17 protein-coding genes are annotated in these 23,648 nt (G+C 53.8%); 16 read left to right on the top strand and 1 reads right to left on the bottom strand.

The window, feature by feature from the left end:
• The first annotated feature begins 1 nt into the window (after position 1).
• The 9 genes from prfB to argH all read left to right on the top strand — a co-directional run bounded on the left by prfB (position 2) and on the right by argH (position 10,548).
• Positions 2 to 1,109, top strand: a protein-coding gene (prfB, locus tag FHT67_RS21940) for a peptide chain release factor 2 (protein WP_167201344.1) whose coding sequence is annotated in 2 segments (ribosomal slippage) — positions 2 to 73 and positions 75 to 1,109 — 1,107 coding nt in all. Because the reading frame shifts where the segments join, the coding sequence is not laid out codon by codon here.
• 166 nt (positions 1,110 to 1,275) lie between these two features.
• Positions 1,276 to 2,175 carry a YitT family protein gene (locus FHT67_RS21935; protein ID WP_167201343.1) on the top strand — a complete coding sequence of 300 codons (900 nt, stop codon included), beginning with the start codon at positions 1,276 to 1,278 and terminating at the stop codon, positions 2,173 to 2,175.
• Positions 2,176 to 2,350: 175 nt separating this feature from the next.
• Positions 2,351 to 3,400, top strand: coding sequence for an N-acetyl-gamma-glutamyl-phosphate reductase (gene argC / locus FHT67_RS21930; RefSeq protein ID WP_167201342.1), 1,050 nt, complete (start codon positions 2,351 to 2,353; stop codon positions 3,398 to 3,400).
• Between the two features lie 92 nt (positions 3,401 to 3,492).
• Positions 3,493 to 4,737 (top strand): bifunctional ornithine acetyltransferase/N-acetylglutamate synthase, encoded by a 1,245-nt coding sequence (gene argJ / locus FHT67_RS21925; RefSeq protein WP_167201341.1) that lies wholly within the window; start codon positions 3,493 to 3,495, stop codon positions 4,735 to 4,737.
• A gap of 28 nt (positions 4,738 to 4,765) precedes the next feature.
• Positions 4,766 to 5,554, top strand: a complete 789-nt coding sequence (gene argB, locus FHT67_RS21920) for an acetylglutamate kinase (protein WP_132308891.1) — start codon at positions 4,766 to 4,768, stop codon at positions 5,552 to 5,554.
• Between the two features lie 19 nt (positions 5,555 to 5,573).
• On the top strand, positions 5,574 to 6,773 hold the full coding sequence (locus FHT67_RS21915) for an acetylornithine transaminase (protein ID WP_167201340.1): 1,200 nt from the start codon (positions 5,574 to 5,576) through the stop codon (positions 6,771 to 6,773).
• Between the two features lie 40 nt (positions 6,774 to 6,813).
• Complete coding sequence (argF, locus tag FHT67_RS21910; protein ID WP_132308895.1) at positions 6,814 to 7,770, top strand: ornithine carbamoyltransferase; 957 nt, start codon at positions 6,814 to 6,816, stop codon at positions 7,768 to 7,770.
• A 45-nt stretch (positions 7,771 to 7,815) separates the two neighbouring features.
• Entirely contained in the window at positions 7,816 to 9,051 is a 1,236-nt protein-coding gene (locus FHT67_RS21905; RefSeq protein WP_116393584.1) for an argininosuccinate synthase, read from the top strand.
• 81 nt (positions 9,052 to 9,132) lie between these two features.
• A complete protein-coding gene (gene argH / locus FHT67_RS21900) occupies positions 9,133 to 10,548 on the top strand; it encodes an argininosuccinate lyase (protein ID WP_132308897.1) in 1,416 nt (471 codons plus the stop codon).
• 261 nt (positions 10,549 to 10,809) lie between these two features.
• Here the strand turns inward: argH and FHT67_RS21895 are convergent, their stop codons facing one another.
• The gene (locus FHT67_RS21895) at positions 10,810 to 12,240 is read right to left on the bottom strand and encodes a VanW family protein (protein WP_167201339.1); all 1,431 of its coding nucleotides are present in this window, start codon (positions 12,238 to 12,240) and stop codon (positions 10,810 to 10,812) included.
• 263 nt (positions 12,241 to 12,503) lie between these two features.
• Here FHT67_RS21895 and ftsE point away from each other — a divergent pair, with 263 nt between their 5' ends.
• The 7 genes from ftsE to uvrA all read left to right on the top strand — a co-directional run bounded on the left by ftsE (position 12,504) and on the right by uvrA (position 23,443).
• Entirely contained in the window at positions 12,504 to 13,190 is a 687-nt protein-coding gene (gene ftsE / locus FHT67_RS21890) for a cell division ATP-binding protein FtsE (RefSeq protein WP_132308981.1), read from the top strand.
• Entirely contained in the window at positions 13,180 to 14,097 is a 918-nt protein-coding gene (gene ftsX / locus FHT67_RS21885; protein ID WP_132308901.1) for a permease-like cell division protein FtsX, read from the top strand. The genes ftsE and ftsX overlap by 11 nt, the downstream gene beginning before the upstream one ends.
• A gap of 12 nt (positions 14,098 to 14,109) precedes the next feature.
• A complete protein-coding gene (locus FHT67_RS21880) occupies positions 14,110 to 15,282 on the top strand; it encodes a murein hydrolase activator EnvC family protein (RefSeq protein ID WP_132308903.1) in 1,173 nt (390 codons plus the stop codon).
• A gap of 164 nt (positions 15,283 to 15,446) precedes the next feature.
• Positions 15,447 to 16,895, top strand: a complete 1,449-nt coding sequence (locus FHT67_RS21875; RefSeq protein ID WP_132308905.1) for a S41 family peptidase — start codon at positions 15,447 to 15,449, stop codon at positions 16,893 to 16,895.
• 81 nt (positions 16,896 to 16,976) lie between these two features.
• Positions 16,977 to 18,290: a PDZ domain-containing protein gene (locus FHT67_RS21870; protein WP_167201338.1), complete on the top strand. Its 1,314-nt coding sequence runs from the start codon at positions 16,977 to 16,979 to the stop codon at positions 18,288 to 18,290.
• 233 nt (positions 18,291 to 18,523) lie between these two features.
• The gene (uvrB, locus tag FHT67_RS21865) at positions 18,524 to 20,527 is read left to right on the top strand and encodes an excinuclease ABC subunit UvrB (protein ID WP_207918159.1); all 2,004 of its coding nucleotides are present in this window, start codon (positions 18,524 to 18,526) and stop codon (positions 20,525 to 20,527) included.
• 27 nt (positions 20,528 to 20,554) lie between these two features.
• Positions 20,555 to 23,443, top strand: a complete 2,889-nt coding sequence (uvrA, locus tag FHT67_RS21860) for an excinuclease ABC subunit UvrA (protein WP_167201337.1) — start codon at positions 20,555 to 20,557, stop codon at positions 23,441 to 23,443.
• The last annotated feature ends 205 nt before the right edge of the window (positions 23,444 to 23,648 follow it).

Raw genomic sequence — 23,648 nt, 5'->3', positions numbered from 1 at the left:
GATGATAGAAACAAACGTAAAACAGGATTTGCGTGAAGTGGCGAAGCGGCTCCAAGAACTCAGGGGGTCTCTTTGACTTAGATCTGAAGCTGGAGCATATCGCAAACTTTGAGGAGAAGATGACCGCGCCGGATTTCTGGGACGATAATACGAAGGCGCAGGGCATTATTTCCGAGCTGAATGCGATTAAGTCGGTCGTTGAGCATTATGAACGGCTGAATACGGAATGCGAAGATCTACAGACATTGATTGAGCTGGCTGACGAAGAAAGCGATGATACGCTGGAGGCGGAAGTCGTTGGAGGCATTGCTTCCCTGAACGAGAAGGTAAACGGCTTTGAATTGCAGCTGCTGCTGAATCAGCCGTACGACAAGCTGAATGCCATTCTCGAGCTGCATCCGGGCGCGGGCGGCACCGAGTCGCAGGACTGGGGTCAAATGCTGTACCGGATGTACACGCGTTGGGCGGAGAAAAGGGGCTTCAAGGTTGAAGTACTCGACTATCAGGATGGCGATGAAGCGGGCATTAAGAGCGTAACGATCGCGGTTAAAGGATATAATGCCTACGGCTATCTGAAAGCGGAGAAAGGCGTTCACCGTCTTGTCCGTATCTCGCCGTTCGATTCCTCCGGCCGCAGACATACGTCCTTCGTATCCTGCGATGTTGTGCCGGAGATTACGGAGGATATCGAAGTCGAGATCCGTACCGAGGATCTGAAGGTCGATACGTACCGCGCGAGCGGCGCCGGCGGCCAGCACGTCAACAAGACGGAGTCGGCGATCCGGATTACGCATATCCCGACAGGGATTGTCGTAGCCTGCCAGCAGGAGCGTTCGCAGATTCAGAACCGCGAGCGCGCGATGAACATGCTCCGTTCCAAGCTGTATGAGCGCAAGATCGAAGAGCAGCAGAAGCACCTTGCCGAGATTCGCGGCGAGCAGTCGGATATCGCATGGGGCAGCCAGATCCGTTCTTACGTTTTCCATCCGTACAGCATGGTGAAGGATCACCGGACCTCGGTGGAGACGGGCAACGTTGGCGCCGTAATGGACGGCGACCTGGATGCTTTTATCGACGGTTATTTGCGCAGTCAGATCCGTCACGACTAAGGAAACGGCAAGTTTATATGCATAGCTTTGGGGAAGAGCTCCAACACTTATTAAGGTTGGAACTCTTCTTTTTTTGTGCGTGATCAGAAATACATACGATGGAAAGACATGCGCGGCATGAATAACATAACAGAGATTGACTGACAGAGAGGCGGCATGGTGATCCATGGACAGCAAGAATAACGGGGTAAAGGTTTCAAAACGCAGCAGGCGTCCGGCAGGCAGAAAGGCGACGTCGCTTGATGTCTTCTGGAGCTTTTTGCAGGTCATTATAGGTTCGTTTGTAGTAGCGCTAAGCTTTAATCTTTTTCTCGCACCGAATGCAATCGCTTCCGGCGGCGTATCGGGCATATCCATCCTTGTGCATAAAACGCTTGGCATCACGCCGGCTTATACCCAATGGGCGCTGAATATTCCGCTCTTCCTGGCGGGGCTGTTCCTGCTCGGCAAACGGTTTGCGCTCAAAACCTTGCTTGGCACCATTGTGCTTCCTTTATTCGTCCTGCTTACGGCTGACTGGTCGCCGCCTACCGATAATATGCTGCTTGCGGCTATCTATGGGGGCATTGGCGTAGGGATCGGGCTTGGCATCGTATTCCGAGGGCGGGGCTCAACCGGAGGCCTTGACCTGGCCGCGCAGATTCTGCACCGTTATACCGGCATTCCGCTGGGGCTTGCGGTGGCCTGCTTTGACGGCTGCGTGATCGCGGCTTCGGGTATTTTTATCTCGCCGGAGGCGGCTTTGTATGCCCTGATCGGATTGTTCGTCACCAGCAAGACGATTGATATTATTCAAAGCGGCATTCCGCTCTCGAAGGTTGCTTTTATTATCAGCGACCATGCCGATCTGCTCGTGAATGCCATCCTGCATGACCTCGACCGTGGAGTTACGAAGCTGGATGCGCATGGCGGCTACACGAACGAGAAGCGCCAGGTGCTGATGGTCGTTGTGGGACAGATGGAGGTGGCCAAGCTGAAGCAGCTGGTAAGAGCGGCGGATCCGGGTGCTTTCGTCATTATCAGCAACACGGCGGAGGTTGTCGGGCAGGGGTTCAAATCGGAATAAATTGTACGGAAAATGACATCTTTTTTTCATTGTATTAATATGAATAGGACTGTATAATAATACGAAACAACGTAATATTTCCATGTGAACCTAATTCATGTACAATATAGATTTAGATGATCTACGTAAGTTGAATCCATGCTTCGGGTTCAACTTCTTTAAGGGAGAGAACGTTATGAGCGAGAAATTGAAGGTTGCGATCGTCGGCTCTACCGGTTATGGCGGTATTGAGCTTATTCGTTTGTTGGCTAGCCACCCGTTGGTGGAGATTACGTCGGTTATTTCCTCGTCCAGCGCGGGAATGCCGATCGCGGAATGGTTCCCTCATTTGACGGACATTCAGACCGCTTTGCTTGACGACGTGGATCCGCAGGGGATCAAAGCGAAGGCTGACGTCGTCTTTACGGCAACGCCGGCCGGAGTGGCGGCTAAGCTTGCTCCGCAGCTGCTGGATGCCGGCCTGAAGGTCATTGACCTTTCCGGAGACTTCCGTCTGCAGGATACGGCTTTATACGAGAAATGGTATAAAAAAGCACCGGCGGATGAGCAATACCTGAAGCAAGCTCTCTATGCTCTCCCTGAGATTAACGGCGACAAAGCGCAAGGCGCTTCGTTTATTTCGAACCCGGGCTGCTTCGTAACGTCCGCGCTGCTTGGTCTTGTTCCTGCCGTGAAGGCAGGCTGGATTGATCCGGCAACGATTATTATCGACTCGAAATCGGGCGTGTCCGGCGCGGGCCGCGGCGCAAGCCTTGGCACCCATTACTCCGAGCTGAACGAGAACTTCAAAGCCTACAAAGTAAATCAGCATCAGCATGTCCCTGAAATCGAGATGGTGCTGTCGGAAGCGGCAGGCCGGGAGGTTGTGACCACGTTCACGCCGCATCTGGTGCCGATGACAAGAGGAATCCTGTCGACCATGTACGCTACGGTGAAGGGCGAGCATAACGCCGCCGATTTTATTGAACTCTATAAGCAATTCTATGAAGGCCGCCAATTCGTCCGCATCCGCAAGGAAGGCGTTCTGCCGCAGACGAAGGAAGTTTGGGGCTCCAACTATTGCGATATTGCTTTTAACTACGATGCAAGAACGGGCCGCATTACGATTATTTCGATCATTGATAACCTTGTTAAAGGCGCGTCGGGACAAGCGATTCAGAACCTCAACCTGATGATGGGCTGGGATGAAGGCCTTGGCCTGCAGTTCGTGCCGGTATATCCGTGATCTTGAAAATATGGCATTAAGAATATTCTTTATACTTATTCATTTTAGAATTGAGCAATTATTCGTACAAGGTGAAGGAGAAACGAGGAGAAATGGGACAGGTGCAACAAGCTAAAGCGCTGTATTCGGTCGTCTCGGACGGATCGATTACGACTCCTAAAGGATTCAGAGCCGGTGGTCTCCACTGCGGCCTGAAGAAGACAACCCGCCATGATCTTGGCGCAATCGTATGCGAAGTGCCGGCGGCATCCGCCGGCGTCTACACCACAAACGTGTTTCAAGCTGCGCCAATCAAGGTGACGCGCGAGAGCATTGAATCGGATGGCTTCCTGCGCGCCGTTATCGTGAACAGCGGCAATGCCAACGCGGTAACGGGCAAGCAAGGCGAAGACGATGCTTACGAGATGCGTTCGCGTTTTGCCGAGTCTATTGGCGTGTCCGCGGATCAGGTTGCGGTCGCTTCGACGGGCGTGATCGGAGAGAATCTGAAGATGGATAAGGTACGTGCGGGTATCGACGCTCTTCCGGCGAAGCTGGAGACGGACCGCGATGCGGCTGACGGCTTCTGTCAAGCAATTCTGACCACGGACCTTGTGCAAAAAATGGTATGCGTCTCGGTTGAGATCGACGGCCAGACGGTACATATTGCCGGTGCGGCCAAAGGCTCCGGCATGATTCATCCGAACATGGCCACGATGCTTGGCTTTGTGACTACGGATGCGGCAATCGGAAGCGTTGCGCTTCAAACGCTGCTTCGCGAAGCGACAAACTATACGTTTAATATGATTACGGTTGACGGCGATACAAGCACCAACGATATGCTGGTGGCCATGGCGAGCGGTCTTGCCGGCAATAGCGAGCTGACGCCGGAGCATGAAGGCTGGGCGGCTTTCTCGGCAGGTCTTCGTTATGTGTGCGAAGTGCTGGCAAAAGCAATCGCCCGCGACGGCGAAGGCGCAACCAAGCTGGTTGAAGTGCAAGTGCACGGCGCTGTGAACGACGAAGCGGCTACGGCGATTGCGAAGACGGTTATCGGCTCTTCCCTGATGAAGTCCGCGGTGTTTGGCGCTGACGCGAACTGGGGCCGGATTATCGCGGCGGTGGGCCGCGCAGGCCAGCCGGTGAACCCGGATACGGTGGACGTGCGGATCGGCGATATCGTGACGCTGGAAGGCTCCCGTCCGGTTGCTTTTGACGAAGATGCGGCACTGGAATACCTAAAGGGCGATACGGTTGTGATCCGCGTCGACCTGCATATGGACAACGGCACGGCAACCGCTTGGGGCTGTGACCTGACTTACGATTATGTCCGCATTAACGCGGCATACCGTACGTAACGCTAGGGCAGAGGAGAACGGATTAACGATGGCACAACGTTTTGTAATGAAATGCGGCGGCAGCACGCTGGCTGCGCTTCCGGATTCCTTCTTCGGCGAGCTGCGCGAGCTTCAAGAGTCCGGCGTTCATCCGGTTATCGTCCATGGCGGCGGCCCGGCGATCTCCGAGACGCTGACGAAGCTTGGCATTGAGACGGAATTCGTAAACGGCCTGCGAAAGACCGATGACGCCGTGCTCGACGTGGTCGAGATGGTGCTTGCGGGCCGAATCAATAAAGAAATCGTCCGTAAAATCCAGACAAACGGCGCAAAGGCGATTGGCCTCTCCGGCGTGGACGGTTTGCTGATCCAGGCGAAGCCGGTCGCTAACAGCGCGGAAATCGGTTTTGTCGGGGATGTAACGGATGTGAATGCGGAAGTAATCGAAGGCGTTATGACGATGGGCTATATGCCGGTTATCGCTCCGATTGGAATTGATGCAAACGGTCAGCGCTACAACATTAACGCGGATACGGCGGCAGGCGCCGTTGCTTCCCATCTTGGCGTGGAGCAGATGATCGTGGTGACGGACGTGCCGGGCATTATGCGCACGGTAGACGGCGAGAAGAGGGTACTGCCTTCCGTCACCGTAGCAGAGATAGAAGAGATGATTGCAAGCGGCGAGATTTACGGCGGCATGATCCCGAAGGTACGCGCGGCGGTGCAGTGCATTCAAGGGCGCGTTCGCGAGGTTGTTATCGTCAGCGGCGAAGAGCCGGGTGTTCTTAGCCGGGCCGTGCGAGAAGGCGGCGTAGGCACAAGAATCGTACAGGAGTAGAGAAAGGCGGTTATAGTCGATGAGCGAGACGAAAGTAGCGGCAGCGCCCGAGCAATCCTTGCTGCCAACGTATGCGAGATATCCAATCGCGCTTGTGAAGGGCGAAGGAAGCTGGCTGTGGGATGATAAGGGCAACAAATACCTCGATTTCATGAGCGGTATTGCCGTAACCAACCTTGGCCATGCGCCTCAAAAGGTAAAAGAAGCGCTGATCAAGCAGCTGGATGAGCTGTGGCATGTGTCGAACCTGTTCCGCATTCCGAATCAGGAAGAGGCGGCGCATCTGATTACTTCGAACAGCAGCGGCGATGCCGTTTTCTTCTGCAACTCCGGCGCGGAGGCGAATGAAGCGGCGATCAAGCTGGCTCGCCGTTATCAGCAGAAGGTACTGAACAACGGACGATACGAAATTATTACGTTTGAATCCTCCTTCCACGGCCGTACGCTGGCAACTCTGACAGCTACCGGGCAGGAGAAGGTGAAGGAAGGCTTTGCTCCTTTGCCGGAAGGCTTCAAATACATTCCTTATAACGATATCGAAGCTTTGAAAGCGGCGATCTCCGATAAAACGGCGGCCGTGATGCTCGAACTGATCCAGGCGGAAGGCGGTATCTTCCCGGCTGATCAGGCGTTTGTGGAAGACCTGGTGAAGCTGTGCGAAGAGAACGGAATTCTGGTCATCATCGACGAGATCCAGACGGGCATGGGCCGTACCGGCAAGCTGTTCGCTTACGAGCATTACGGCATCGAGCCGGATATTTTCACGCTGGCAAAAGGTCTCGGAAGCGGGTTCCCGGTTGGCGCGGCGGTGGCGAAGGATAAGCTTCGCGAAGCGTTTGGCCCGGGCAGCCACGGTTCTACCTTTGGCGGCACGCCGATCGCGACGGCAGCGGTTAAAGCAACGGTTGAGACGATTGTTGGCGAGAACCTGCCGCAGCGTGCGGCCGAGATGGGCGCTTATCTGATGGATGAGCTGAAGAAGGAGCTCGCGGGCAATTCGTTCGTGAAGGAAGTACGCGGCCAAGGCCTGATCGTGGGAATCGAATGCGTGGAGCCGGTTGGCCCCGTTTTGACGGCGGCGCAAGAGCAAGGCCTGCTCGTCATTTCCGCAGGACCAAACGTCGTGCGTCTTCTGCCTAACCTTCTGGTGACGAAGGAAGAGATCGACCAGGCTGTGGCGACTCTAAAGCAATTGTTGGCTAACGCGGTTAAAGCCTAAGGGCTGGAAATTGAAATATAGGTTTTAGGAGGGTTACGCAATGGTAGATACAGTAAAGGAAGATTTGGCGGCAAGCCTAAAAGGCCGGGATTTTCTTATGCTTCTGGATTACACGCCGGAAGAAATCCGGTACCTGATCGATCTTGCGATCGATTTGAAGAAAAAGCAAAAGGCCGGCGAGGTTTATCAGCCGCTGAAGGGTAAGACGCTTGGCATGATTTTTGAAAAATCGTCCACCCGTACCCGCGTATCGTTCGAGGTTGGCATTTACCAGCTGGGCGGCCAAGGGCTGTTCCTGAGCGGTAACGACCTGCAGATCGGCCGCGGCGAGCCGATTCTGGATACGGCGCAAGTGCTGTCCCGTTACCTGGACGGCATCATGATCCGTACGTTCGCTCACCGCAACGTGGTGGAGCTGGCGCGCGGAGCAACGATCCCGGTTATTAACGGTCTTACGGATTTGTCGCATCCCTGCCAGGCGCTGGCGGATTACCAGACCATCCTTGAGCACAAAGGACGTCTTGAGGGGCTGAAGCTGGCTTACATCGGCGATGGCAACAATGTAGTTCATTCCCTGATGATGGGCGCTGCGAAGCTGGGCGTTGATATCTCGATCGCGACGCCGGAAGGCTACGAGCCGGACGCGGATCTTCTGAAGCAATCGATCGACAACGCGAAGGAAACCGGCGCTCGTATTCACCTGTGCCGCGATCCGAAGGAAGCGATTGCCGATGCGGACGTGGTATACTCGGACGTTTGGGCCAGCATGGGTCAGGAAGCGGAGCAGAAGGAGCGCGAGCTTGCTTTTGCCAACTTCCAGGTGAACGAAGCGTTGGCCAAATACGCGAAGAAGGATTACCTGTTCATGCACTGCCTGCCTGCACACCGCGGCGAGGAAGTAAGCGAAGGCGTTATCGACGGCCCGAACTCGATTATTTTCGACCAGGCGGAAAACCGTCTGCACGCGCAAAAAGCGATTATGGCAGCAATCATGTAGCATTGAAATAGTTTTCAATAATTCAAAGGGGTGCTAGGAGAAATTATGGCGAAGGAAAAAATTGTACTGGCCTATTCCGGCGGTCTGGACACGTCCATTATCTTGAAATGGTTGAAAGAAACGTACGATGCGGAGATCATTGCGTTTACGGCCGACATCGGTCAAAAAGAAGAGCTCGACGGCCTTGAAGCAAAAGCTCTGGCAACGGGCGCATCGAAGGTATACATCGATGACCTGCGCGCTGAGTTCGCAAGCGACTTTATTTTCCCGATGTTCCAAGCGGCAGCGCTGTACGAAGGCCAATACCTGCTTGGCACATCCATTGCCCGTCCTCTGATCGCGAAGCGTATGGTTGAAATCGCCCGCGCGGAAGGCGCTACGATGATTGCGCACGGCGCAACGGGCAAAGGCAATGACCAAGTGCGTTTCGAGCTTGGCGTAGCCGCTCTTGCTCCGGACATCAAGGTTGTCGCGCCTTGGCGCGAAGAGCGCTTCCGGGAAGAATTCCCTGGCCGCGCGGAAATGATCGCTTTCGCCGAGAAGCATGGCATTCCGGTAACGGCATCGGCTTCCAAGCCTTACTCGACGGACCGCAACCTGCTGCACATCAGCTTTGAGTCCGGCATGCTCGAGGATCCTTGGTTCGATCCAAGCGCAGAGTCCAACGAAGAAATGTACGTGCTGAGCGTATCCCCGGAGAGAGCTCCGGATCAAGCGGAATACGTAGAGCTTACTTTCGAAGCAGGCAACTGTATCGCGATCAACGGCGAACAGCTGAGCCCGCTGCAAGTGATGGATAAATTGAACGAACTGGGCGGCAAGCACGGCGTAGGCCGCGTGGACATGGTGGAGAACCGCTTCGTTGGCATGAAGAGCCGCGGCGTGTACGAGACGCCGGGCGGTACAATCCTGTTCACCGCGCACCGCAAAATGGAATCCCTGACCATGGACCGCGAGGTTATGAACCTTCGCGACTCCCTGATCTCGAAATACGCGCAGCTCGTGTACAACGGCTTCTGGTTCGCGCCTGAGCGTCTAGCGCTCCAAACGCTTGTAACCGAGTCGCAAAAGAACGTAACGGGCGTCGTCCGCCTGAAGCTGTACAAAGGCAATGTAATCGGCGCCGGCGTGAAGAGCCCGGTGAGCTTGTACAATCCGGATATCGCGACAATGGAAGCCGATCCTTCCCAAGCGTACGACCAGGGCGACGCTACAGGCTTTATCCGCCTGAACGCTCTTCGCCTGAAAGTATCGTCCGGCGTGGAACAAAGCAAGAAATAATATAAACCGAATAGTCATCTAGGCCGTTATGTGCGATGCATCTAGCGGCCTTTATGGCAATTTCGGGAGGGAGTGTACCAAGTGAGCAAATTGTGGGGCGGGCGGTTCACGAAGAAGACCGACCAATTGGTAGAGGAATATACGGCATCCATTATGTTCGATAAAGAGCTTGCCGAAGAGGACATCCAGGGCAGCCTGGCTCATGTAACGATGCTTGGCAAGCAAGGCATTTTGCCTGCGGACGACGTAGAGGCGATCAAGGACGGCCTGCACCGCGTGCTGCAGCGCATCAAACGCAATGATATCGAGTTCTCCATCTCCGATGAAGACATTCATATGAATATCGAAAAAACGCTGATCGACGATGTTGGTCCGGTAGGCGGCAAGCTTCACACCGGCCGCAGCCGCAACGATCAGGTGGCAACGGACATGCACTTGTACCTGCGCAAACGCGTCGTTGAATTCGTGGACATGCTGCAAAAGCTGCAATCCGCGCTGATCGAGCAAGCGAAAGCAAACATCGACACCATCGTGCCGGGCTACACGCATTTGCAGCGCGCGCAGCCGATTCTGTTCGCTCATCATCTGATGGCGTACGTTTCGATGTTCGGCCGCGACCTGGAGCGTCTGCAGGACAGCTACAAGCGCATCAACATGCTGCCGCTGGGCGCCGGCGCCTTGGCGGGAACTACGTTCCCGATCGACCGCCATTTCGTCGCCAGCCAGCTGAAGTTCGACCGCGTATACGAGAACAGCCTGGATGCGGTAAGCGACCGCGACTTCATCCTCGAGTTCCTGTCCCACGCTTCCATTATCATGATGCACCTTTCGCGTCTGAGCGAAGAGCTGATCCTGTGGTCGAGCACGGAATTCCGCTTCATTGAGCTGGATGACGCGTTCTGCACGGGCAGCAGCATTATGCCGCAGAAGAAGAATCCGGACGTTCCGGAGCTTGTCCGCGGTAAAACGGGCCGCGTCTACGGCAACCTTGTCGGCCTCCTGACGGTGCTCAAATCTCTGCCGCTTGCTTACAACAAGGATATGCAGGAAGACAAGGAAGGCATGTTCGATACGGTGAAAACGATGCAAGGCGCGCTTCAGCTTTTCGCTCCGATGATCGCTACGATGAAGGTGAACAAAGAGCAGATGCGCCAAGCCGTTAACCAGGACTTCTCGAACGCAACGGACATCGCCGACTTCCTCGTTGGCAAAGGCCTGCCGTTCCGTCAAGCGCATGAGGTTATTGGCAAGACGGTACTGTACTGCATCGAGCAGAACAAATACCTGCTTGACCTGACTTTGGAAGAGTTCAAGCAATTCTCGCAGCTGTTCGACGAGCGCATCTACAACGTGCTTCAGCCGGAGCAAGTCGTTAATGCACGTAATGTGTACGGCGGCACGGCAAAAGTACAGGTCGAGGCGGCAATCGCCCGCGCCGAGCAGGTGCTGGAGCAAACCGCCGCTTGGGTAACCGAGTACGCCGAGAAGAGCCGTTAATTTTTTTTGAGAGAAGACTGTCAGTCCCGCCATTAGCGGTGCTGGCAGTCTTTTTATTTTGTCCTTGTCAGCTTAACTTAAGGACACTCTGCGTCGCAGGCTGCTTTGCTCTTACGCTGCACAGAATACAGCATAATGGAGCATTGCAGCCCAGTAACAGAAGATATCCTGCACAAAGTGCAGGATATCGGGATAAATATATTGCATTTCGTGCAATGTGATACGCGCCGTGATGATGCATTCGAGCGGAGTAGCATACTATCAGATCCCATCCTCAACCACGCCGCCGGAGCTTTGCGAACCGGACGAACCGCCGGCGCCTGCTGCAACGTGAACAACGATTGGCTGCGCTCTGTACGTGTCATGCGAGATCCTCTCGCGGGAGACCTGTTTGCCATCTTTGTACATGGTCCGGTACGTATCCACTACGTAACCAACGGAGCCTTTCTGAACGGTAACGCTTTGCCCTGCGCCGAGCGATTTGTCCGTTACCTTTTGCACGGCAGGCTGCACCGTCTTGACGATGTTTGAATCAATGTCGTAGCGGATATTCTCCGGCATCGTCCCGAAGAGCTTCACCGTCAGCTTGCGGTTCTCCACAACCGTACGGATGATCAGCTGTTTGCCGGTCGAGTTACGGAAACGGAAATCGATCGAGCCGGATGCGAAGGTGGCATCCTGGCCTTTCGGCAGATAAGCGACGGGCAGGGAGTGATTGCGCCGTTCTACGATATCTATCCCGGCCGTGCGGATAATCGCGTTGTACAGCGTACTGGACACCTGGCAGATCCCGCCTCCAATACCCGGCACAAGCCTGCCGTTCGAAATAACGGGCGCTTCCTTATAGCCGTATTCCTTTTCGGTCTTCGCGACTACGTCTCCGTACGAGAACACCTCTCCAGGCTTAAGCACCCAATCATTTAACGCCTTGGCTGTTGAGGTTACGTTGTAGGCCCGGCCTTCGGCGCTTGTTGCAAAGTCGGTTGTGAACTCCATTATTTTGCGGTCGATGCCTTCATCCTTCAGCTTCTCCAGCGTAATCTCCGGATGAACCGTCTTTACGCCAAGCGGTACGGTCAGCGCTTGCTCCGGCTCTCTGCCGAGCTGGCCTTCGGGCACGGTGATCCACGAAGCCACCTTTTCCTCCAATGGTCCAACGTCGATCCGGTAAGCGTCGGTGTGGGCCGTGTAGACGACCTCGTCGTTTTCCGTTATTTTACGCGTGGCATTTACGGGCTTATTGGTGTCAATCCAATCGAACTCCGCGCGGACAAGCTTGTCGAAGACGGCCGGATCATAGCTTTGCTTCAGCTCAAAGGAGGCGGGGAAATGATAGCGGAATTTCGAGCGGGTCCATACATTTCCGGCGCGAAGCTTTTTAAGCTCCTCCTTCACCCCGACGAACTCAGCGTTATAGCCGATCTCTGCCGCCTTCCACGTTTGGCTGCCCTCCGCCTTAGCTTCGGCGTTTCCCTCGACGGTAACCGTACGGCTCTCCAGCAGCTGCTCGTATTGATCCAGCTTTTTCAGCGCATCGTCTATGGACAGCCCCCCGATATCTACCCCTCCGGCCGTAACCTTCTCGGGTACGGTATCCTGCCCGGAATAATAGGATAGGGCGCCGTAGCCGACGGATGCGACCAAGAGCAGCGCAAACACGATAATGACCCACAAGTGCAGCTTTTTCCACATGATAAGACCACCCTTTCCGTTCAAAATGGCAATGTTTCATGTATATGCAGGTGTTGAAAGGTACTTGTCATTTGCCGGTTATTGTTCAATTTCGCCAATAGACGACAGGCTCTGTTTGTCGAAAGCAAGGCCTATTTCCAGGGAAATCAACGATTCAATGGTTTATGAGAATTGTGAAAAATGAGGAAATAAGACCCAATATGAAGGATTTCGTACATCCTTGTCGAATTAGTAAGACTGATAAAAAACAGGATGTGATAATGTTGATAGAGATGCAAGACATATGGAAGACTTACACCGACGGTACTCACGCCCTGCGCGGCGTATCCGTTCGAATAGATCGCAATGAATTTGTTTACCTCGTCGGCCCGTCCGGCGCCGGCAAATCTACCTTCATGAAGCTGATCTACCGTGAAGAAGTGCCAACGAAAGGCCAAATCTCCGTCAACGGTTTCAATATTGGCAAGCTCAAACCCCGTAAAATCCCGTACGTTAGACGCAATATCGGCGTTATATTCCAAGATTTCCGACTGCTTCCGAAGCTCACGATCTACGAAAACGTAGCCTTCGCTATGGAAGTTATCGAAGCGCCGCGCCGCCTTATCAAAAAGCGGACGATGGAAGTGCTCGACCTTGTCGGACTTAAGCATAAGCATTCCAGCCTGCCGGCCCAGCTGTCCGGCGGCGAGCAGCAGCGTGTCGCTATCGCGCGCGCCATCGTCAATAACCCAACCGTTATCGTAGCGGACGAGCCGACCGGCAACCTGGATCCGGAGACCTCGTGGGGCATTATGAATCTTCTCGAGGAGATCAACTTCCGCGGAGCAACAATCGTAATGGCTACGCACAACAAAGAAATCGTGAACACGATGCGCAAACGCGTCATCGCCATCGAGAACGGCAACATTGCCCGTGACGAAGCAAGAGGGGAGTACGGGTATGAGAATTAGCACGCTCCTCCGCCACTGCCGCGAAGGCTTCAAGAACATCATCCGCAACGGTTGGATGTCCTTCGCTTCGATCAGCTCGATCTTTTTCTCGCTGTTCCTGCTTGGCGTATTCGTCCTGTTGGCACTGAACATCGACAGCATGGCTTCGAATATCGAGAGCCAGGTGCAAATCCGCGTCTACCTGCAGACCGATATCGATCAGCAGAAGGCCAATGAGCTGGAGAACAAAATCCGCAAGCTCTCCGACGTCAGCAAAGTCGAATTCGTGTCCAAGGAGGAAGGGCTCGAGCTGCTTCGCAAAAACCTCGGCAAAGACGGCGATGCCTTGTTAGACGGCTACGATAAAGACAGCAACCCGCTGCCCGATTCCTTTACCGTCGAGGTATTTGACCCTCAGAACATAGGGGTGACGGCAGACGAGATTTCGGCGTTGAACAACGCCGATAAGACGAAGCCGATTACAAGCGTCAAATACGGCCAAGGCACGGTCGAGAAGATGTTCAAGATTACGAATGCGATCCGCAATATCGGTCTTGTTATCGTTATCGGCCTAGGCATAACCGCGATGTTCCTGATCTCTACAACGATCAAAATGACGATTCTGGCAAGACGGCGCGAGATTGGCATTATGAAGCTGGTAGGGGCGACGAACTCGTTCATCCGCTGGCCGTTCTTCGTAGAAGGCGCCTTGATCGGAATTGTGGCTTCGGGCATTACGACCATCGTTGTGCTGCTGGCCTACTCGAAGCTGGTGAACATGAACGAAATGGAATTGGGTCTGCTGATGATCAAGCTTATACCGGTAGAGGATTTGGGATGGAAAATCACCGTCCTGCTTATGGGTCTCGGTACCTTGATTGGCGTATGGGGAAGTACGTTATCCGTTCGAAAATATTTGAAAGTGTAGGTGACCGCGCAGGTGAGTGTGAAAAAAGGGTTTATCGTCCTAACGATGTTGACTGTGTTTTTGTTGCAGCCTGTTGGCGGAAATGCCGCATCCTCCATAGATAAAATCAACAAGGATCTTGCCGCGGCAAAGAAACAGATTGAAGAGGCGCAGAAAATCGCCAAAAATGCCGATGCCAAGAAGGCCGATATTGCCGTGAAGAAGGAAGATGCCCAACAGGCCATCCTTAAACTAAACGCGCAATTGGATCAGGTTGCGGACAACCTCAATTACGTGCAAGACCAAGTGGATACGAAGGAAGCGGAGCTTCAGAAGGCTGCCAAGGAGCTGGACACGGCCATAGAGCAGGTGAAGGAGCGGGACGAGCTGCTTCAATCCCGCCTCAAGCTGATGTATGAGAACGGCGCGGTTTCTTACCTTGAGGTCCTGTTCAGCGCCACCAGCTTCTCGGATTTTCTTGACCGGTTTGATTCGCTTCACTCCATTTTGAGCCAGGACCGCACGATTCTCGAGCAGCACAAGAAGGATCAGGCGATGGTAGAGGAGAAGAAAGCAAACGTCGAAACGGCTCTTGGAGAAGTAAAGACGATGTATACCAAGCTCCAGAAGTACAAAGGGGAGCTGGATGAAAAAGAGGAAGAAAAGGAAGTCCTCATCGCGAACTACAACAAGGAAATGGAAGAGCTCGAGGATATCAGCGAGGAGCAGGAGCAGCAGCTGCTTGCCCTTGCAAAGAAAGTATCCGATCTGAACAAGAAGAAAAACGCGATCAAAAAGCCATACTCCGGCGGCAAGCTGGGGATGCCGCTTCGCAGCAATTACCGGATCAGCTCGAACTTCGGCTACCGGATCCATCCGATTACCCATGTGAAGAAGCTTCATGCCGGTATTGACTTCGCAGTGCCGCAGGGCACGGATGTTTACGCCGCTGAATCGGGCGTTGTTATCGTTGCCCAAGTATGGAGCGGATACGGCAATACGATTATTATCGATCATGGCAACGGCCTATGGACGTTGTACGGCCATCTCCGCAATGGAGGCATTATGGTGGAAAAAGGCCAAAGCGTGAAGAAGGGCGAGAAAATCGCGGAGTCCGGAAATACCGGCGATTCGACAGGACCGCATCTTCACTTCGAAGTCCGGAAAAACCAGGTAGCGGTTGATCCGGCGGGCTATTTGAAATAACTTTTGCTTGGAAGGCATACCGGGAATGCGGAATTGTTCCGTTTATTCGCCAGTATGCCTTCTCCTGCATTAGGAAGAGTTGTAAATAAATATGGACAGCTTATCATATACTAATGAGGTTCACTTCAAAACAGGTTAGCGTTAAGGATAGGGTGGTGTCGAACGTGTATTTTAAAGGAAGAACCGTGTTTGTCCTTCTTCTGATGACGATGGTGGCATCGGTGCTCGTAACATTAACGATAGGCGACCAGGTCTTCTGGGCTAACGGCAAGCAGGCTTCCGTGTCGGCTGCCGCGTCAAGCGAAGGAAGCGGGCTCAGCAAGAAGGAAGAGTCGAAGATTAATGCGGTTCTGGGGTTAATCGAAACCAAATATTTCAAGGATATCGACCGGGACGAGCTGGTGGACGGGGCGGTCAGAGGGATGATGGAATCGCTTGACGATCCTTATTCCGTCTATATGGAAAAGGATGTCGCCAAGCAGTTTTCCGAGTCTATCGAAGGGTCGTTCTCAGGCATTGGAGCCGAGGTTACACTCGAAAAAGGAAAAGTCGTGGTGGTCGCGCCAATCAAAGGCTCGCCGGCAGAACGCGCCGGACTGCTCGCCAAGGATGTCGTCTTATCGGTCAACGGCGAGAAGCTGGACGGCTTAACGTTAAATGATGCAGTCGCGAAGATCCGTGGTCCCAGGGGGACGAAAGCGAAGCTTCGGATTGAGCGTGCAGGCAATACCCAGCCGATCGATCTCATCCTTGTCCGCGACGACATTGATGTAGAGACGGTATACGCGAATCTGCGCAGCGACGGCGTAGGCGTGATTGAGATCCGTCAGTTCTCCCTTAACACGGCGGACCGTTTCAAGGAAGAGCTCGCCAAGCTGGAGAAACAAGGCATGAAGGGTCTTGTTATTGACGTGCGGAACGATCCGGGCGGTATTCTGCCGGTTGTGGTTGATATCGCGCAGCAGTTCATACCGAAGGGCGAGACGATCGTGCAGGTCGAAGACCGCGACGGCCACCGCGAGAAAACAACCTCGCAGGGCGGCGGCAAGACGTATCCGATTGCCGTGCTGATGAACAAAGGAAGCGCGAGCGCTTCCGAGATTCTCGCCGGGGCCCTGCAGGAGCGGGCCGGGGCCACTCTCGTAGGGGAAACCTCCTACGGTAAAGGAACGGTACAAGTCAGCTATAACAAGACGCTTGGGGATGGCAGCCTGGTGAAAATGACGATTGCGAAATGGCTGACGCCGGATGGCAATTGGATTCATCAGAAGGGGATCAAGCCAACGGTGGAAGTACAGCCGCCGAAGCTGTATACGGTGGCAAGGCTTACCTTAACGGAGACCTTGCGCAAGGATATGCTGGGCGAGCAGATCCGGAACGCGCAGGTCATGCTGTCCGGCCTTGGCTACGCCACGCAGCGGGAGGACGGCTATTTCAATCCTTCCACCGAGCAGGCCGTTAAGGATTTCCAGAACGCATCCGGACTGCCGGTTACAGGCGAAATCGACACGAAGACGGCGTCGTCTTTGGAGCAGGCCGTAGTGAAATGGATTAAAGACCAGAAGAACGATAAGCAGCTGCTGGAAGCTATCCGGGCGGTCAGCAGGAAATAAAGACGTAACGGCGAATTTATAAAAGGTTGGCTCCTAAGTTGAGTCAGCCTTTTATTTTGGATGAGGATGGGAGTGTGGCGATTGGATGCAGTCCATGCATTACTAGACCAGTTCGGCCGGGCATTTGTACATTTGCTTGCGCAGCCTTTTTATTATATTGCTGTATTATTTATTATCCTTCAGTACACGCGGCAGATCAGTCTGGAAAGACGGATGTTCGCCGTGAGGCTGCACATCTGGCCGCGGCTGGTGGCCAAGGCGGCTCTAACCGGACTTGCGGCCGGGTTGCTCGCTTCCGTGGCAGGAGCCTTTATCGGCATAACTCTAACCGGGGACGCTGTTTTATGGCTATGGGGTTCTGCGGTTGTGCTGCTCATGTTCCGCATCCGCTATCTGTGCTTTGCTTACGGTGCGGGAGCATTGGCGCTCCTGCAATGGATCGTCGGTTTCACTTCGCTCGAGAATAGCGGCGGATGGCTCGGAGACGCAGCGACCTCGCTTGCCGGACTTGATATGCCGGGGATTTTCGTACTGGTGGCGCTTCTTCATCTTGTAGAAGCCTTCCTTGTCCGGAGACAAGGAAGCAAGCTGGCTACTCCGCTTTTCCTCGAGGGGAAGCGGGGGAAGCTAGTAGGCGGCTATATGCTGCAGGGCTTCTGGCCTGTTCCGCTGCTGCTGCTCGTGCCGGCAACCGGAGGGACATCGGTTGTGGATCTGCCTTGGACGCCTTTATTCGGCGGCGATTGGACGCAGGGCTGGACCGTTGCGGCCTTGCCGATGATTATCGGCTTCAGCGAAATGACGCGTACCATGCTGCCTGAGACGAAAGCCCGCCATGCGGCAAAAGGGCTTATGTGGTACAGCCTGCTGCTGACCGGTGCGGCGCTGCTCGCCTGGTGGCTGCCGGCCCTGCTGCCGCTTGCCGCTTTATGTTCGCTGCTTCTGCATGAGGCTATCATCTGGCGCAGCCGTGTCGTGGAATCCGCGCAAAGCCCGCTATACGTGAATGATCATCGCGGCTTGCGTATTCTGGGTATCGTGCCGGGTACGCCGGCTGAGGGAATGAAGCTGCACGCCGGCGAGATTATTTCGAAGGTGAACGGCATCAAGGTGTTCACGAAAGAAGACCTTCACGAAGCGCTGCAGAACAATTCGGCGATGTATAAGCTTGAGGTGCTGAACAGAGACGGCGAGATCAAGTTTGTTCAGCGGGCCCGTTATGAAGGGGAGCATCATCAGCTCGGGGTTATCTTATCTCCCGATGAGCGGGCGACATATTATGCTGCGGCGGAGCCGGCAACGCTGATCGATCTACTGCGCCGCGCAAGGACGGCAAAGCGCAGCCGCGGCGTTTACGCGGAGGATGAAGATCGCTCGGGTACTTTGAATGTCTGAATAGAAACGGGGCTTTTCCTGGGCGGCTGCTTAGGGAAAGCCCTTTGATTTTATGTTTGCATCAGCCTCTATAGACGTCTATAATAGAGGGGAACACACATTCGGATATGCTGTGCGCGTATCGATTTGGCCGCGAGACGGTTGCCTGCTTCTTCTAAGTTTCAAGGACGTTGATGCCGTTTACGCTTATATATATTGACTATAATGATTGATGAGTAAGGGAAACGGGGTGGATGACGCAAGTGAATGAGATTTCGGAGCAATTATTTCAATTAAAGTCGGATTACACGCCGCAGGGCGATCAGCCGGGAGCCATCAGAAAACTTGTTGAAGGCGTGAAAAACGGAGAAGCCAAGCAGACCCTGCTTGGCGCGACGGGGACGGGCAAGACGTATACGATTGCCAATACGATAGCGCAGCTTAACCGGCCGACGCTGGTTATTGCCCACAACAAGACGCTCGCGGCACAGCTGTGCAGCGAGTTTAAGGAATTTTTCCCGGACAATGCAGTAAGTTATTTTGTCAGCTATTATGATTATTTTCAGCCTGAGGCCTATATTCCATCTACAGACACCTACATTGAGAAGGATTCCAGCATTAACGACGAGATCGACAAGCTGCGCCACTCCGCGACCAGTTCCTTGTTCGAACGCAGGGACGTCATTATCGTAGCGAGCGTTTCCTGCATTTACGGTCTCGGTTCGCCTTCCGAGTACGGCAGTCTGGTCTTGTCGCTGCGGGTAGGCATGGAGAAGTCCAGAGATACGATCCTTCATAAGCTGGTGGATATTCAGTACCAGCGCAATGACATTAACTTTATCCGCGGTACGTTCCGCGTCCGCGGCGATATCGTAGAGATTTTTCCGGTTGCCAACAATGAACGGGCGATCCGGGTCGAGCTGTTTGGCGACGAGATCGAACGGATTACGGAAATCGATGTGCTTACCGGCGAGATTGTAAGCGAACGCGATCATGTTGCCATCTTCCCGGCGTCTCACTTCGTTACCCATGAAGAAACCATGAAGATTGCCCTTGGCAATATCGAGCGTGAGCTGGAGGAACGTCTTGCGGAGCTGCGGGAGGAAGGCAAGCTGCTGGAAGCGCAGCGTCTGGAGCAGCGCACTCGTTACGACCTCGAGATGATGGCGGAAATGGGCTTCTGTTCCGGCATCGAGAACTATTCGGGACCTTTGACCTTCCGGGAGCGCGGGGCAACGCCGTATACGCTGATGGATTATTTTCCGGACGATATGCTGATCGTCATTGACGAATCGCATGTTACCCTGCCGCAGATTAGGGCTATGTACAATGGTGACCGCGCGCGGAAGGAAATGCTCGTTAATCACGGCTTCCGTCTGCCGTCCGCGCTGGATAACCGGCCGCTGCGCTTCGAGGAATTCGAGGAGAAGGCCAAACAGCAGATTTATGTGTCGGCGACACCGGGACCTTACGAGCTGGAACACTGTCCAACGATGGTTGAACAGATTATCCGTCCGACAGGCCTGCTGGATCCAATTATTGAGGTTCGTCCGACGAAAGGGCAAATCGATGATCTGTTAATCGAGATCCGCGACCGGATAGCCAAGGATGAACGCGTCCTTGTCACCACGCTGACGAAGAAGATGGCCGAGGACCTGACGGATTATTTCAAAGAAATCGGCATCAAAGTGCGTTATTTGCACTCGGATATAAAGACGCTGGAGAGGATCGCCATCCTTCGCGACCTGCGTCTCGGTACATTCCATGTGCTTGTGGGGATTAACCTCTTGAGGGAGGGTCTCGATTTACCGGAAGTATCCCTTGTTGCGATATTGGATGCGGACAAAGAAGGCTTCCTTCGTTCCGAACGCTCGCTCATTCAAACGATTGGCAGAGCTGCGCGCAATAGCGATGGCCGGGTTATCATGTACGGGGATAAGATTACCGATTCCATGGATAAGGCGCTTAAGGAGACGGAGCGCCGCCGTACCATCCAAATCGCATATAACGAAGAACATGGCATTACGCCTCAGACGATCCGCAAGAAAGTGCATGATGATATAAAGGCGACGAAAGTGGCCGAGGAGAAGTCGGAATATTTGACTGGCGTAGGCTCCGAGAAGATGTCGAAGAAGGAACGCCAAGCTTTGCTGCAAAGGCTGGAAGCCGAGATGAAGGACGCGGCGAAGAATCTGCAGTTCGAGAGAGCCGCGGAGCTGCGTGACGCTTTGCTGGAACTGAAAGCGGAGATGGGCTAGAGACAAGGAATGGGAGGAACGTAAGAAGTGGCTAGCGACAAGATTGTAATCAAAGGGGCTCGAGCCCACAATTTGAAAAATATCGATGTTACCATACCGCGCGACAAATTTGTCGTGCTGACGGGACTAAGCGGCTCCGGTAAATCCTCGCTTGCTTTCGATACGATTTATGCCGAAGGCCAGCGCAGATACGTAGAGTCGTTGTCCGCTTATGCCCGGCAGTTTCTCGGACAGATGGAGAAACCGGATGTCGATTCCATTGACGGCTTGTCTCCGGCGATTTCCATTGACCAGAAGACAACAAGCCGCAACCCGCGATCGACGGTGGGTACGGTAACGGAAATTTACGATTATTTGCGTTTGCTTTATGCCCGGGTCGGAAGACCGCATTGCCCGGATCATGGCATCGAGATTACTTCGCAGACCGTAGAGCAGATGGTTGACCGCATTATGGAATATCCGGAGAGGACGAAGCTGCAAATTCTGGCTCCGCTTGTTTCCGGCCGTAAGGGCGAGCATACCAAGCTGCTTGCCGATATCCAGAAACAGGGCTATGTCCGCGTCCGGGTAAATGGCGAGCTTCGGGAGCTTAGCGAGAAGATCGAGCTCGAGAAGAACAAGAAGCATAATATTGAAGTGGTTATCGACCGTATCGTGGTGAAGGCGGATATTCAAGGCCGATTGGCGGATTCCTTGGAGACTGCGCTGAAGCTGGCCGACGGCCGTGTTATTGTTGATATTATTGACCAAGAGGAGCTGCTCTTCAGCTCCAACCTGGCTTGTCCGGAATGCGGCTTCAGTATTGAGGAGCTGGCTCCCCGCATGTTCTCTTTCAACAGTCCGTACGGTGCCTGCCCGGAATGCGACGGTCTTGGCGTGAAGATGATTGTTGACCCTGACCTGCTTGTTCCGGACTCTAGCAAAGCGATTAGCGATGGAGCGTTCGAAGCATGGGCGGGAAGCACGTCCAATTACTACCCGCAATTCCTGAGCGCAGTGTGCCAGCATTACCATATTCCGCAAGACGTACCGGTATCGGATCTGACGGCCGATCAGATGAAGAAGCTGATGTTCGGCACGGGCGGCGAGCGTGTACGGTTCCTGTACGAGAACGACTTTGGCCACCGGAAGGAAGCTTACGTTCCTTTCGAAGGAATTGTTCATAATCTGGAGCGCCGCTACCGGGAGACGGCTTCCGAAGGCATCCGCGAATACATCGAAGCTTATATGAGCGCGAAGCCATGCGGTACCTGCAAAGGCCATCGTTTGAAGAAAGAAAGCCTTGCCGTTACGATTAACGGACAAAATATTTCCTTTGTAACTTCGTTATCGATTGGCGAAGCGCAGCGTTTCTTTGATTCCCTTACCTTAAACGAGAAAGAGCTGAAGATCGCTCACCTCATCCTGAAAGAGATCAACAGCCGATTAGGCTTCCTTGTGAACGTCGGCCTGGAATATTTGTCGATGAGCCGTGCCGCAGGCACTTTGTCCGGCGGAGAAGCGCAGCGGATTCGTCTGGCCACGCAGATTGGTTCCAGTCTAATGGGCGTACTGTATATACTGGACGAGCCAAGCATTGGTCTGCATCAACGGGATAATGACCGTCTTATCGAGACCTTGGAGCATATGCGCAATCTTGGCAATACGCTCATTGTCGTCGAGCATGACGAAGACACGATGCTTGCCGCCGATTATATTATTGATATCGGGCCAGGCGCGGGTATTCACGGCGGCATGGTAACCGCCGAGGGAAGCCCTGAGGAAATTATGAAGGACGATAACTCGCTGACCGGCCAATATTTGAGCGGGAAGAAGTTTATCGAGGTTCCGCTCGAACGCCGTAAGACCGGTGAGAAGTGGCTGGAAATCCGGGGCGCCAAGGAAAATAACCTGCGCGGCGTTAACGTGAAGATCCCGCTGGGCATTTTTACGGCCGTTACAGGCGTATCCGGTTCGGGCAAATCTACGCTCGTGAATGAGATTCTGTATAAGACGTTAGCCCGCGACCTGAACAAGGCGAAGGTACGTCCAGGCGAATACAAGGAATTACGCGGTCTTGAGCATTTGGAGAAGGTTATTGATATTGACCAATCTCCGATTGGCCGTACGCCTCGTTCGAACCCGGCTACTTACACGGGCGTATTCGATGATGTACGCGATCTCTACTCCACAACCAATGAAGCGAAGGTTCGCGGATACAAGAAAGGCCGCTTCAGCTTTAACGTGAAGGGCGGGCGCTGCGAAGCCTGCAGAGGCGACGGCATCATCAAGATTGAGATGCACTTCCTCCCGGATGTATACGTCCCTTGCGAGATTTGCAAAGGCAAGCGTTATAACCGCGAGACCCTGGAAGTGAAGTACAAGGGCAAAAATATCGCCGAAGTACTGGAGATGACAATCGAGGACGCAACGAAGTTTTTCGAGAATATTCCTCGTATCCACCGGAAGCTCCAGACTCTGCTTGATGTCGGTCTCGGCTACATGACCTTAGGCCAACCGGCGACCACTTTGTCGGGCGGCGAAGCGCAGCGCGTGAAGTTGGCTTCCGAGCTGTACCGCCGCAGCACCGGCAAGACGCTATACATTTTGGACGAACCAACAACAGGACTTCATGTCGATGATATCGACCGTCTGCTTACGGTCCTGCACCGCCTCGTTGATTCCGGAGAGTCGGTTCTTGTCATTGAGCATAACCTCGATGTGATCAAGACAGCCGATTATCTGATCGATCTGGGACCGGAAGGCGGAAACGGCGGGGGCACCATTGTTGCGTCAGGTTCGCCTGAGGATGTCGTTAAAGTGACCGGCTCTTATACGGGTAAGTATTTGAAGCCTATTATGGAGCGAGACCGCGAACGCACGGTGAACCGGCACCGCGCAGTCGAGGAAAGCGTAGCGGCAGGCGCCGTGGAGTAAACGTAAGGCAAGAGAGGCTCTTCTTATCCGGCAGGGAGGGAGAGTCTCTTTTGTATGTTTAGTTATAAATAGAGGCAGAATTGGACAAATTAACTTGCAGAGTATACTGGTATGGCAACGTTTTAAAGAATAAATGTGGGAAAACGTGACAAACTTGTTACGAAATCTGAATCGGACTTGCATGATTTGCCACTTGAAGATAACA

The sequence above is a fragment of the Paenibacillus sp. BK720 genome, from assembly GCF_011761545.1.
Lineage (GTDB): Bacteria > Bacillota > Bacilli > Paenibacillales > Paenibacillaceae > Pristimantibacillus.
Note: the sequence above shows the minus strand (reverse complement) of the source record. Positions and strands in the feature narration are given on the sequence as shown.